The 13,268-nt window shown below is 51.2% G+C and carries 10 protein-coding genes; 3 read left to right on the plus strand and 7 right to left on the minus strand.

What is annotated here, in order from left to right; all coding sequences use genetic code 11:
- Window positions 1-55: 55 nt before the first annotated feature.
- Together SH451x_RS02100 and SH451x_RS02105 are read right to left on the minus strand one after the other, a co-directional pair.
- Window positions 56-1,489 carry a sigma-54-dependent transcriptional regulator gene (locus SH451x_RS02100; RefSeq protein WP_479360669.1) on the minus strand — a complete coding sequence of 478 codons (1,434 nt, stop codon included), beginning with the start codon at window positions 1,487-1,489 and terminating at the stop codon, window positions 56-58.
- A gap of 10 nt (window positions 1,490-1,499) precedes the next feature.
- Window positions 1,500-2,885 carry an ATP-binding protein gene (locus SH451x_RS02105; RefSeq protein WP_479360670.1) on the minus strand — a complete coding sequence of 462 codons (1,386 nt, stop codon included), beginning with the start codon at window positions 2,883-2,885 and terminating at the stop codon, window positions 1,500-1,502.
- Between the two features lie 151 nt (window positions 2,886-3,036).
- Here SH451x_RS02105 and SH451x_RS02110 point away from each other — a divergent pair, with 151 nt between their 5' ends.
- Together SH451x_RS02110 and SH451x_RS02115 are read left to right on the plus strand one after the other, a co-directional pair.
- Window positions 3,037-4,023, plus strand: coding sequence for an FAD:protein FMN transferase (locus SH451x_RS02110; protein ID WP_479360671.1), 987 nt, complete (start codon window positions 3,037-3,039; stop codon window positions 4,021-4,023).
- 251 nt (window positions 4,024-4,274) lie between these two features.
- Window positions 4,275-4,946 (plus strand): LuxR C-terminal-related transcriptional regulator, encoded by a 672-nt coding sequence (locus SH451x_RS02115; RefSeq protein WP_479360673.1) that lies wholly within the window; start codon window positions 4,275-4,277, stop codon window positions 4,944-4,946.
- 38 nt (window positions 4,947-4,984) lie between these two features.
- On the opposite strand, the gene SH451x_RS02120 is transcribed toward SH451x_RS02115, so the two are convergent.
- Window positions 4,985-5,800, minus strand: coding sequence for a class I SAM-dependent methyltransferase (locus tag SH451x_RS02120; RefSeq protein ID WP_479360675.1), 816 nt, complete (start codon window positions 5,798-5,800; stop codon window positions 4,985-4,987).
- Window positions 5,787-7,658, minus strand: coding sequence for a sigma 54-interacting transcriptional regulator (locus SH451x_RS02125; RefSeq protein ID WP_479360677.1), 1,872 nt, complete (start codon window positions 7,656-7,658; stop codon window positions 5,787-5,789). The genes SH451x_RS02120 and SH451x_RS02125 overlap by 14 nt, the downstream gene beginning before the upstream one ends.
- A 304-nt stretch (window positions 7,659-7,962) precedes the next feature.
- Here SH451x_RS02125 and SH451x_RS02130 point away from each other — a divergent pair, with 304 nt between their 5' ends.
- The gene (locus SH451x_RS02130) at window positions 7,963-8,199 is read left to right on the plus strand and encodes a hypothetical protein (RefSeq protein ID WP_479360679.1); all 237 of its coding nucleotides are present in this window, start codon (window positions 7,963-7,965) and stop codon (window positions 8,197-8,199) included.
- Between the two features lie 133 nt (window positions 8,200-8,332).
- On the opposite strand, the gene SH451x_RS02135 is transcribed toward SH451x_RS02130, so the two are convergent.
- From SH451x_RS02135 to SH451x_RS02145, 3 genes are read right to left on the minus strand one after another with little or no spacing between them, the layout of a single operon-like run.
- Window positions 8,333-10,237 (minus strand): hypothetical protein, encoded by a 1,905-nt coding sequence (locus tag SH451x_RS02135; protein WP_479360681.1) that lies wholly within the window; start codon window positions 10,235-10,237, stop codon window positions 8,333-8,335.
- The gene (locus tag SH451x_RS02140; RefSeq protein ID WP_479360683.1) at window positions 10,234-12,030 is read right to left on the minus strand and encodes an ABC transporter permease; all 1,797 of its coding nucleotides are present in this window, start codon (window positions 12,028-12,030) and stop codon (window positions 10,234-10,236) included. Before SH451x_RS02140 ends, SH451x_RS02135 begins: the two co-directional genes overlap by 4 nt.
- A 57-nt stretch (window positions 12,031-12,087) precedes the next feature.
- Window positions 12,088-13,005 carry an ABC transporter ATP-binding protein gene (locus SH451x_RS02145; protein WP_479362938.1) on the minus strand — a complete coding sequence of 306 codons (918 nt, stop codon included), beginning with the start codon at window positions 13,003-13,005 and terminating at the stop codon, window positions 12,088-12,090.
- Window positions 13,006-13,268 lie beyond the last annotated feature (263 nt).

Below are 13,268 nucleotides of genomic sequence, written 5' to 3' on the forward strand. Positions count from 1 at the left end.
CCGAACATGATTGCATCTGCTTCGTAGCGCAGATTCAAATCTGAACGCTTAAAATCTAGCCCTCATAGCCGCGGAGCCTTTCGCGGAGAGTGCTCCGGTGCATGCCAAGCAGATCTGCGGTTTTTGCTTTGTTGTCGCCAGTATGTTGCATCAATAGTCGAAACAAGACAGGCTCGACTGCCTTCAAGAAATCCTCGTACAAATTTCCCTTGTCACTGGTCAAGCTATCAAGTTGTTCGCGGGTCCAGCTTGCTACAGCTTTATCGAGTTCAACTTGTAAGGTCTTACCCAGTTCGCTTTTTCCGGGCTGAGCCTCCGGGAAATCTCCGATTACAAGTGATCGACCGCGAGCGGTCACCGCGGCGCTTTGAATGGCGTTTTTGAGCTCTCGGATATTGCCATACCACTTTCGCGCGAGTAGCGCGTCCATCAGTGTTTCATCAATAGCTGATGCGGCAGCAGGATAGCCGATGCGTGTCAGAAAATGCGTACACAAGAGCGGGATGTCTTCGATGCGTTCGCGAAGTGGCGGTAGATGTATATGGATTCCGTTCAGGCGATAGTAAAGGTCCTCTCGAAATTTCCCTTGCTCAACAGCTTTGGAAAGATCGCAATTTGTGGCCGCAATGACGCGCACGTTACTGGTACGCAGCTGAACTTCTCCCACGCGGCTGAACTGGCCTTTCTCAAGAACACGCAGCAGTTTGACTTGAATCTCAAGAGGCAAATCGCCGATCTCGTCCAGTAAGATAGTACCTCCAGTGGCACTTTCGAACAAACCCGAGCGATCTTCGGATGCGCCTGTGAAGGCTCCCTTTACGTGTCCAAACAACTCGCTTTCAACTAACGAGGGGTTCAGCGTCACAGGCGCAAGCTGGAGATAGGGAGCTGTGCTGCGGCGAGAGTGGCGATGGATCGCAGCGGCAACAAGTTCTTTGCCGGAGCCCGTTTCGCCTGTTATCAGTACGGAGATATCGCTATCAGCCACCAAGGCGATCTGGCGGAATGCTTGCTGCATCGCGGGAGAACGACCAATCAACATTTCGTCTTGGCCAGATACCAGCGAAATCGCCATCGGGGTTGGCTGGGAAGCGGACGCCCGTACAGCGTTTCTGCACACGCGAATGGCATCCTCAAGCTTAAATGGCTTAACCAGATAATCACTCGCGCCACTACGGACGGCTCGAACAGCGGTTTCAAGATCGCCAAAGGCCGTCATAACGATGATCGGTGCGTTTCCCGTCGCTTCCAAAAATTTAGGCAGCATCGAGATACCGTCAGCTCGCGGGAGCCTAACATCGAGAAAGACCATCGAGGGATGTTGTTGAGCAGCGATCCTCAAGCCTTCTTCGGCGGTTGATGCGGTAACGACGCGATGCCCTTCTTCGGTCAAGAGACGTTCAAATGCCCAGCATATTGCTGGCTCATCGTCGACTACTAGCGCGAGGCTAGGGGTTGCTTTGGAAAGGTTACTCGTTTGTGTGTTCATTGGAAATAGTCTAGGCGATGGGCGAAAGTTTGGCATAAAAAAGAAAGCACGTTTCCTTGCCCGTTCGCTTCCACTCCACACTGCCCTCTAAATGTTCCGCAGCACGACGCACCAGTGGCAGGCCTAGTCCCAGCCCTTCAGGTTTGGAAGTCACAAAGGGCTCAAATAGATTTTGCGCGATTGATTCTGGGACGCCCGGCCCGTCATCAAATATTACTACAGACAGAATGTTCGGCAACTTTAAAACAGCTTGAACCCGAACTTGTTCCGCCAAGTCAATTGCGTTTATCACAAGATTCGTGATTGCGGCCGACAAAGTGGGGCCATCTTTTACTTCGTAGCCATCAAGTTCAGGTGCTAGCGACCACTGTATATTGACGTGCCGATGAGTCGCGATCGCAATGAGACTTGACCGAATATCCTGCAAGCATGTTAGCGTGTTCGCGGGGCGGTCTCTCTCCTGTTGCCCCGTGCCGACCCGGATTAGACGCTGCACATAATCCTCGGCCGCTTCAATCTGTTGGATTGCAATTCGAAGGCCTTCGGTCTCATCGCCCTGCAATTGCCTGGCATGCAATTCAATCGCGAGTCTCGCCCCCGTAAGGCTATTTCGCAATTGGTGAGCCATACCGCTGGCAATTTGATGAAGTAGCTTTTCGCTCTGCTGCTGATTCACCGCCGTCCAGAGGCGTTTCAGTTGTCCAGCCATTGCGTCGACTTCGTTACCAAGCTGTCCTATCTCGTCATCGGAATGGTCGGTCACTTTCGATTCAAAGTCACCTTGCGAAACGCGTAGAACACGCAATTGTAGCTGAGAAAGCCGACGAGTTATCCGGGATGTCATGCATAGTGACAGCGACGTCAAGAGAACGAGCGTCGATATACCAGTCGCCAGGGGCAACAACGCCGCGCGTCGTTGCGTCGCATCGATCGACGTCTGATCGAACAAAACCAGCACCGACGAAACATTGTCTAGCGGTCTGCTCACGTTGCTACGTTGAAATGAATAGACGACGAAACGACGACGATCTAGTTCAACTATATTGGTTGCGTACGAGTCTGGATTTTCAGTCTTGCTTGTCAAATCTTGCAAACGAAGATTCCTTCCCCAGTTTCCTTTGTGGGTAGTGGTAAGCAATAAGCCGTTGCTGTCGAGCGTCACTAAGTTGGTCTGCGTTAGGCCGGCCAGTGAAGTAAGAACATTTTCACTGAGAGGGAAGGCGGTAGTTTCGAGCGTTTGACGAATTGCTTCAAATCGCTGCTCGACTTCTTGCATGGCCCATCGTGCACCAAGAAAATAGGATGCACCAGCCACGAGAATGGCGGCAATAAAAGATACGGCCAACAAAGGAGCTAACAATCGCACTCGCAAAGAACGAAAAAATCGACGCGCCAACGTGTCCTCCAAAAGTTAGTTGAGCTAGTATAGGCTGACGGTAAATGTAGGTGAATGCGTTACACTCAAACTCATGCCTAGCTTGCCGCCGCATCTACAGTTTAACACAGTTCTGTTTGACACAGCTTATCTCATATCACGAGTTACTCGAATGCCTCGGCCGCGATTGGTGACGAATCAAGTTGAAATCGGACGTTGGCTGATGGCGTGCCGCTTTGAAGTGCTACTGAATGCCGGAATTCCTGCGGACGGGCCCGATGTGGCGATGGAAGCCCTCGATATTGCCGAACATCTCGAGTTGCTATTGAGCGTTTATATACCGACCAGCGAATTTAGTCGGATCAACAATGCCACGGCGAACAGCCCCGTCGCCGTCTCTGCGGCTACCTTACAAATGATTCAGCTTGGGCTAGCGATCAAAGAGGAAACGAAGGGGGCGTTTGATCTGTGCGCAGCAGAACTCACGGAACTCTGGGGCTTTTCAAGGCGCGAGGGGCATGTTCCTTCAACCGACCGACTCCGATCTGCGGTTGAAAGCATCGCAGCCAACGAAATGGTGATCGATGAAGTTGCCAAGACGATCCAAAAAACACGGAGCGATGTAAAGATCAACAGTGGCGGCATCGGCAAAGGATTTGCGCTCGACAAAATGGCCGCATGTCTAAAGAACCATGACGTCGACAGTTTCTTGCTGCATGGAGGTCACAGCAGCATCCTGGCCGTTGGCCATCGACTTGATGTGGATAGTCAAGTTGGCTGGCGCATCGCGGTTCGCCACCCCGAACAGGCCCAGCGCATTATCGGAGAATTGCGACTTGAGAACACGGGATTGGGCACGAGCGGCCCCGCGAATCAATACTTCTATTTCAACGGTGTGCGATATGGTCACATTATAGATCCCCGCAGCGGGTTTCCGGTGGGGGGGATGTTGTCAATCACTGTGCTTAACCCTAGCGCAGCGCGGGCTGATGCGCTCGCGACCGGACTATTTGTCCTGGGACTCGACGCGGCCATCGAGTATTGCCACCAATTTCCTGAAACTGGGTTTTTGGCGATTTTACCAGCAAAAAAGCAGGGTGACGTCGAAATAGTGACTTGCAACCTCTCTGACGAAGCATGGAAATCTTTCAAAAGTTGACGTTTTTTCGTAAATGAGGTTGCGAAAAACGCAAATAATGCGAACAATGGTTAACCACATACGTGAGCGTGCGGTTTACGTAGTGTTGTAGAGATTTTTGCTTCCATCGATTTGCGAGTAGTTGTCTCTTTCTAAAAGTTGTCTCGTAGCTGTTACGGGTGTCCGAGTGTCGATCGATCGCCACTGTTCGGGCAACTCTGGTCTACGCGTACTGGCAACCACGTTGCCACATGCACTGTACAGAGGTTCTAATGTTTGAAGAAAACTCGCGTGAGGCGTCGACCTCACAACAAGCCGGCTCGTTATTAAATCGCCCGGAAGCGTTCCTGCCACTTTTTGCGCAGCACTTGAGCAATGACTTCTTCTTTTTCACACAGAACACAGAAGGGGTTATTCAGTTCGTAAGCGGTTCGACAGCGCGGATGCTGTCACTTGAATCAGCGGACATGGTGGGTCGTCGAATAGAGGACTTTCTCGCGGACGATCTACAGAACGAAAGGTTGCGCGAAGGTTGTTGGCGACGCATGCAAATTGGCCAAATGGCAAATTGCCGTTGTGTTGTCAATGATGGTAGAGGCGTGATGGTTCCGCTCAAGATGTGGAACGTCATGGTCGGTCAAAACGGAAATCCGGTTGGTATTGTCGGTTTGGCTATGATTGACCGCCAGAATGCGTCGGCAGGTGTTGATCCTGACAGTCCTGAAGTTCGAAGGATTTTGGAGCTTGAGCAGACGTTGACTGATTCCGAGCGAGCTGTTGTCGATTTGGTCGTAGATGGCCAGATGAACAAAGCGATGGCAAGGATTCTGGGCGTTGCGGTTAGGACGATTGAAGCCAGACGAGCTCGAGCGATGAGCAAGCTGCAAGTTCGTTCGTTACCCGAGCTTGTTAAAGTTTGGATGATCGCCAAATCCGCGAAATAGTTTTTGCAGCATTACCTGCACTTTCTTAACACGGTTAATTACTTGAGAATTAGTCGTGTCTTTACCGGTTGTGGACAAGGTTCTGCGGCGCAGACTTTTCTTGCCTTGACTGCGATATATGGCGGAATGTGGCTGCATCGGTGCTCGAAGCTGCCAAGAGCTGCTCTTTCATCGCCGTACTGGGGTTCCACAAAATCTTCGATTACAAAACCTGCACGGCAAATGCCACCAATAATGGTTTGTAAACTGTGGGCGTGTTCGATGGTACCCGCTTCGCGAAAGCGTGTTTTCAGTTGCGGCGGATTGTGCACTACGCAGTTGCTGGGGTGTTCAATCAAATAACCGCGACCGCAAGCATTCAGAGATGCTTGTAAGTTTATCGGCTGTTTGTGGAACGAGATGTAGACCCCATTTGGTTTAAGAACTCGAGCAGCTTCTGCAAATGCATATCTAGGCTCGCTCACATAGGTTGTACTGACGGGTTGCATGATCAGGTCGAATTCGGCATCAAGGCATGCGGACAGATTTCCCATATCCGTTTGTAGTATGCGCACCTTGAAGTTATGCCGTTCCGCCATAGCACGGTCGGTTTCTAGCATGGCCGGGCTGATATCGACGACCGTTACGATTGCATTGAGTGCAGCAAACAAAGCCGAGAAGCGACCACCTCCGGCAGCTAAGCACAACACGTGACGACCTTGAAGGTCGCCTTCGACCCAGCCGACCGGATCAATGATTTTACGAGCGTTTCCGAGTTCTTCTGCGGAGACTGGTTTTGTAAGGGCATGCGCTTGAGAAACCAGATTGTCCCAGCCACGACGATTGTGCGCGACGATGCTATCAGTGGAATTCATTCTCGTCATGATTGTGAAGCTGTTCGCCTTCTTTGCTCAGTCCATAAGCCTCCAGCTTACGGTATAGTGTCGCTCGCGAGATGCCGAGCAGGTCTGCGGCATCCGGTATTTTCCCGTCAGTGCGCTTGAGAGCTTCAGGAATTAAACGCCGCTCCCAGTCGTCGATTCGAAGCGTATCAAGCCTGTCGGAAAGTGGCTCATGCAACGCCAGGTCGCTTGATTCGATCTCTTCCCCCACAGCAAGTACCACCGCCGAATCGATGACGTTTCGCAACTGTCGAACGTTGCCTGGCCATCGATAGTTAAGCAGTCGTTTTCTTGCCATGTCGGAAATTTTTAAGTTCGGGCGACCATGTTCGTTGCGAAAGTGTTCAAAGAAGTACTCGATCAGCTGTTCAATATCTGGACCGCGATCTCGAAGCGGAGGAATGTTCAGCTCAAACGTACTGAGGCGATAAAACAAATCTTCACGAAAACGTTTGTCACGCACAAAATCGCGGAGGTCGCGGTTGGTCGCCACCAGTACACGCACGTTCACACGAACTTCTTTAGTGCCGCCGACAGGCAAGAACGGATGGCCTTCAAGGATTCGCAGCAGTTTCGCTTGGCCGCCCAGGTTCAGCTCCCCAACTTCATCGAGGAAGAGTGTGCCGCCGTCAGCTTGCTTGAACCAGCCGGCATGATCTTTGTCTGCGCCCGTGAATGCTCCTTTAATATGTCCAAACAGTTGGCTTTCCATCAATTCCGACGGAATCGCCGCACAGTTTACGCTGAGCATGGGGGCGGAAGCGCGGGTGCCAGCACGATGAATCGCTCTTGCGACAAGCTCTTTACCGACGCCGCTCTCACCCCGAATGAGAACCGTCCCGTTGGCCTTTGCGACACGATTGATTCGCTCTTTAAGCGTCTGCATCGGTTTGCTCTCGCCAATCAATTCATCATGTTCAACATGCTTCTGCTTGAGTCGAACGCTGGCGGCTCGCAAAGAATGATTACGGCGGCTACCCAAAATCGCAGAGCCGACAATATTGCCAGCGGAAATTGCAAAATCAAAATGGTGCGTATCGAATTGCTCCGTTTCACGATACAGGTGAATGGCACCAAACGGACGTTTGTCTTCGAGCAGTGGGATACAGATTGCGTCGGAGAACTGTTTCAGTGCGCCATCTTCGTTGCGTCGCAATTCATTCTTCGTCCAAATCGCAGTCGCTTGACGGACAACCAAGTCGGTAAGTCGTTGGCTGAGTTTAAGACGTTGAGCTCCTTCAGGCGGACTGATATAAAACGGCCGCAGGTCGCCTAAGTCGTCGGTAGCTAGAAAGCCGACAATCGTTGCTTTGGTTCGTGCTCGCAGAATGGTCAGGGCCTTTTCGATCATCGCATCGGTATCATCGGTGATCAGGCATTGATACGTCATTTGGTAGAGATCGTAGAGCTCATCAAACCTCTTGCGATCGCGAAGAGCCGCAATTGCAGCTCGACCTGTTTTGACTTTGTCGTCGTCATCCAACAACGAATGAGCGAGGTTGATAGTTTCTATAGTCAGGTCATCAGGGCTTCTCGTCTCCTGCTCGTTATATTGCAGTTCTGTGTTGCCGATGCGAATCTTACAGCCATCGTTAAGCGTAGCGCGATCAACCTTGGAACCATTTACGAGCGTGCCATTTCTGGAGCCTGCATCGGTCAAAATCCACTGGCCCGCATCGAACGATAACGAAGCATGGATACGAGAAGACAAGGGGTCGGTAATTGCCACTTGGCAGCCAAGCCCACGACCAATTTTTAAGTCAGAGGAGGGCTCGAGCACATAACGGCGGTCTAAATCGACCCCGTGCGTTACAACAAGGTAAGAGGGCATGCAATTCGGAATAGGCTAATGTCTGTACAGTATTCTGGGAAAACGGGACTAGTTACCTAGGTTAACTCATTTTGAGACATTCGCACAGTAATTGACGTAGATTGCGACGAAATACGCCTTTCTTAAGTCCTGCTGGTTGTATGGTAGCCTTACAGCAAGGGCGACTGGCGGAATTCCTACGACCTGCAATATTCAGTTTCGCCTTGCACGGAATGTTTTCTAGACGCCTTGAGTTTCAGTCGGTCACCAATTAGGGTTGGAGATCGGAAAATGTGCGAGAATTACGGTTGAGGAAATTTGGACAATGTGGACCTACGCTTGGATCGCCTTTATCGTGCTCTGTTTCGCTGCAGCCATCGCCGCCGCGGTGATGGAGAATATGAAACGTAAGAAGGCGATCGCGCGTCGCAACGCGAGCATGAGCCCATCGGAAGCCGAACTTCATCACGACGGCGACGAAGTTCAAGATGAGATGCATGACCTCGGAGCGTTGGATGATATTCCGGCTGAGCCTGACTTTGATTTCCCGCAACAACGCTAACCGGCTCAAATAGAAGCGTCAGGAAAGCGGATCGGGAAACCGTTTGAGAGACATCAGCCAGCGCTGAGTCTAGAAGTCATTTAAGCGCGGCAATCTTTTAGCGAGACGACCTGCGACTTGTCCAACGTATCGCTTATTCCACAGGCATAGGCGGCGTCAGCGGCGGTGGTCGACGCGTAGGTGTCTCAGATGCCTCATTAACAGAGCCGAGTTCGGAAGCCGTTTCAACTGTGTTTGCACCGGTAGCAACATCTTCTTCTGTAGGCATTTCTGCCGGCGGAACGACGCTTCCTTCCGTCGCGGCCCCCGCGTTTGTTTCCGACACGGACGCTGAGGTTGTCGCGGAGTTCGACTCAGTCTCACCACCAGTCTTCATATTCTTTGGTTGTGGAACGTGTTCGTTCGTCAATAACGCAGGCTCGTCCATGGCCGACTCCCAGGCTGGGGCCTCTCGCAGCATCTGTTGAAAGTTCTTATTGTTTTCGACGTCAGCGCGATTTGAATCTCGAACCATTCGATAGCTGATAAAATTATAGAGTACAAACGACTCTTCAAGCTCCGTATCGGTGGCCGACATATAGCGACGAACAGCTTGTAGCACATCGTCGGCAATCGATTCCAGCATCATCTCTGGGTAGCGGCGGAAGACAGCGTTCCAATTTAGCCAAGCCTTTTCGTATCGCTGAGTCGCCGCATTCAAGTCAGCTTGGTCGATCAGCACGTCGGCTTCGTACATTTGTTGTCGCGCGGCAAGTGTAACGGGAGACTGCTCCGCTTCGGATCGCATGTCCCAGTACGCATAGTTGCACATGTTTCGGTACGAGTCGGTGTGTCTGATTGCTTCTTCGGTAGAAGCGATTGTCGCGGCCAAGCTAATACCTTCGGCGCGTTTTTCGAGCGGCAATTGTTTTGCGATTTCGTAGCGGTTTGACAGGTATTTGTCGATTGTGGCGTGCTTGAAATTCAACTGGTCTTCGTCCAAGGTGCTTTCGTCAGCATCCAAAACAAAAAGTTCCGGGGCAGACATTTGATCGCGACTGGATTTCAGGATTTCATCGTTGATGTTCGCAGTAAGTGCTGAGAATTTGTCCGTCAAATCGCGATAGACTTGATTTAATCTACCAAGAGATCGTAACTGAACGCGGTCACCCCAAGTCGTTAGAATGTCACGATTTCCAAACTCTCTCCAACTCTCATTGGCTCGGCTCCATGCAAAGCGTGCACGGTCGTCGAGAATCCCTTCTTTTTCGATTGCTTCGCTATAGTACATCTGCGCCCAAGGTGCTTCAGCATAAAAGTGCACCTCGTTCTTGTTCAGCAATGCGCCCGAGTCGACGAGGTCGTACGCTTTCAGGTACCAAAGGCGGCCACTGAGCCAGTTGTCGGGCTTGCGATCTGCTCCCAACGCTTCGCTCTTGAGGTCTGTTAACCCATCGGCAATCAGTTTTTCGTGGAAGTCATCGTCGTTGCGATACAGCTCACGGAATTGCTTTTGTTCGTCGGACCGCCCCAGTTTCATCGTCATGTACTTACCGAGATGCCATTGCAAGATCGGCTCGCGTTCGTTGTATTGCGTACCACGAACGAGATAGTCGATGCCTTTTTTGACCCAGGCATAACGTTGACGATAGTCGTCAAATTCGTGCGAAACGTTGTAGGCCAAGTTATGCGCTTGGCTCTCCCACACTTTTACGAAGTGAGGTTGCAGCAACGAAATTTGATTGAGCGTTGCGGAAAGCCGGTCAAAGTACTTCTCTTCTTTGTAATACTCCGCTTTCTGCCATAACCAGGCAGCAGCAATACCACGCATGCCCAGGGTGGCCAGTCGCATGCTTTCGCTAGCCGGATCGATCTGGCCGATATCCGCCTGACCAATTCGATAGCGATGCCGAATTTTGGCAAGCTCGCCACCGCCGCTTATCCCCGCAAGAGTGCCTTCCTTTTTGTATGAAGGCTGACCTAGCAAAAACAGCGGAATCAGCAGCAGCGCAATGGACGCAATGTATAAGACTTTGCGAATAAATAGCTTGTTGTTCACGCTGCGATTTCTCGAGTCTTGAGGAAGAAATATCCAACCGTGGTTGCCATAACAAAATAGCCCAACGTCATCATAATATGCCGGAGAAGTAGCCCGTCGAACAAGTCTACGCCGTAAGCGATGAAATCGGACGTTCCGAGCTGGCTGAAGCTAGGCACGGCACCCTTCAGCAGTTCGACCGAGTACATCAAACCGTAGTCAACGCTCGTAATGACCTTCTCTAGAGGCTCGTTTCCGAGGTCCAAGTCGATCATACTTCCCTTCTGTGTTACGATTCGAATGAATGATTCGATCGGTCCACCTCCACTATTTCTCTGATTTTCGAAATACATGTCCGTCGAATTTCCGAAGAACCCAAGCACAAGTGCTGAGAGGGTTGCGACCATTGCGACTGGGCCAGACAAAAAGGTGCTAAACATCACTCCAAACGAAATGATGATGACCATCTGCAACCAGATCGAAACGTAGCCCTTAAAAAAGTTGTACGGGAAACTGCGGTCGCCTGCGCGAAGTGACATGTCGGCTTGAGCCATCCCCAAATATTGTCCGCTGTCGTCGCAGCGAATGATTACTTCGAGTGTTCCGTCTTTGGCCAAGTCATTATAGAGGTCAATCTTTTGAGCAACGCCGTTTACAAATCCGTTCAACTCGCGCGGGATGACATGTCGGTCAAGTTCAAACTCCTTGACGCGAAAGTAACGCCGTTCACTTTCAACAGTGCCATCGGCGCTTCGTAGGATCATGATCCCGCCCACGGGCGTCACGATGTCACCCTTCTGCGTGCGGAACGCCGAAAGAGTCATTTCAATCCGCAGATCGTCTCCGAAACGCTCTGGATTGATGTTGTTGAAGGTCCAAATTGCGCTCATCAGCGTCGAACCGGCGACATATCGCTGATACTCGGAGATGTAACCGACATTAAGCCCGACGTCCTTGGCACCACGCCTGCCGTCGCGATCCGTAAAACTGAGCGTTCCATAAACTGGTACACGAGCTGTTAGCGAGCCAACGGCTGGTCCGACTTCAAATCCACCATTGCTGTCCGCGCTTGGGCGCACTTCGTGGTAGTGACCTTTTTGTAGGTCTGTTTCTCCAAAGCCGTCTGCGTCGACTGTATAGCTATGACGATGTCTTGATGACAATGTTGTCTCGCCAGCCAAATCATCCGTTGCAAGCGTCTCTACTTCGTGAGAATGTGACAAACCTCGCACGACGAAGATGTAGCTCAAGAGACCTAGCGCAAGCAAGATCGTGGTTCCGATCATTGCAAAGCCGACGATTCGCCCCAAGACAATCTCTGTTGCCCGTACTGGCTTGGTGGTAATCGTGTAAATCGTCTTGTTCTTAATGTCGGCCGGCAAGCTGAACGTGCTGAGATAAAGTCCCAGTAGCAGCACGAGATAGTTAGTCGATGTGAGAACAAAGGAGATATAAAGCCGCGCGGGATTTTCTGCGTCGGGATCCAAATACCAGCCCGCAAACATAAGCCCGACAATAAAAATCGCTACGACGGCGAGCACCTTGCGTCGTACGGCTTCCATAAACGCCAGCTTTGCAATCGCGCCAATGCGACGAGCACTAGTCTTGGGGAGATCGGTTCGAAACAGATCTCGAATGTTCTTAGAGACAACGTAGAAGCCTTCGCCCGGCCCATACCGAACCATCGAGACCAAATAGCTGAGCACAAATCCTAGGACGACTAGGACTATGCCCAGCAAGAAGCCGTCTAATAGGCCGCGATGGGTGAAAAGCCATTCGCGGAAAGTCCAAAATTGATCTGGTTCAAGTCGCATGGGTGGATGAGAAGATGTGCTTTACGGACAGGAAAGGATTCTAACAAGCAAAAACAACTACTTTTCTCGGGGGGCAGTTCGATTCTCGCTTTCCCGAACAATATCCAAAAACAACTCTTCCATCGTCGTCGTTGGGTTACCCATCGACGTCATTTCGCCCTTGTGATGAGCTATCAATTCGGCGATTTCCTTCTTGGCAACGTCCGTAAGCCCTCGAGCATGAAACTCAGTTACATCCTGCACCTTCAACAAGCTATCGACTCGTCCCAATTCCTTAAGCTCGCCTTGGTGCAAAATAGCAATACGGTCGCAAACATCTTGCACATCCGCCAGTTGGTGCGAACACATCAAGATCGTCTTGCCCGCATCCCGAAGACGCAAAATTAAGTCTTTCATTTCCCGCGAGCCGATGGGGTCGAGCCCCGTCGTCGGTTCGTCCAAGACAAGCAAGTCAGGCTCGTTAATCAAGGACTGGGCCAAACCGATGCGTCGCGTCATCCCTTTGGAATACTCTTTCAACTGACGCCGGCGAGCACGTTGAAGTCCGACCAACTGAATCAATTTCTCTGTCCGTTCACGGCGGACAGCAGGTGGCATATCAAACAATCGGCCGTAGAAGTCGAGCGTTTCCTCAGCATTCAGGAACTTGTAAAGGTAGGATTCTTCAGGCAGATAGCCAATTCGCTCGTTTTTGGAGACTTCTGTCGCTTCCTTACCGAAAACGAATGCACGACCCGTCGTTGGGAAAAGGAGGCCCAGGACCAGCTTGATCGTTGTTGACTTACCACTGCCGTTTGGGCCCAGAAGTCCGAAGATTTCGCCGCGTTTGACTTCGATATCGAGGTTCTTTAACGCGTGAACTTTCTTGCGACCCCAAAAATCGCGGTAAATTTTACTCAGGCCGCGTGTTTCGATGATGATATCAGATTCGACCGGTGCATCTGCCTTGCCTAAACTTACCGGTTCAGTAGTAATTCCTACCGACATTAATAAACTCCCGATGATCGATTCTGATGATAGGCATGTAGAAGCGACTCACGAGCTTACTGACCGCCTGGGACCCGTCACATACGAGCAATTTTTCCGACAGGTTCAAAACGCAAATCGTTGCGCGCCGAACCTACGTCAGCCAATCAAATTAATCGAAGACAGGCATGAATCATAGTCCATGCCAAACAAGCCAGCCCTATTTGACGCGATTGTCTCGCCTGCTGGCTAAGATAGTTGGCGGAATCGTC

The organism is Njordella aestuarii, assembly GCF_056494165.1.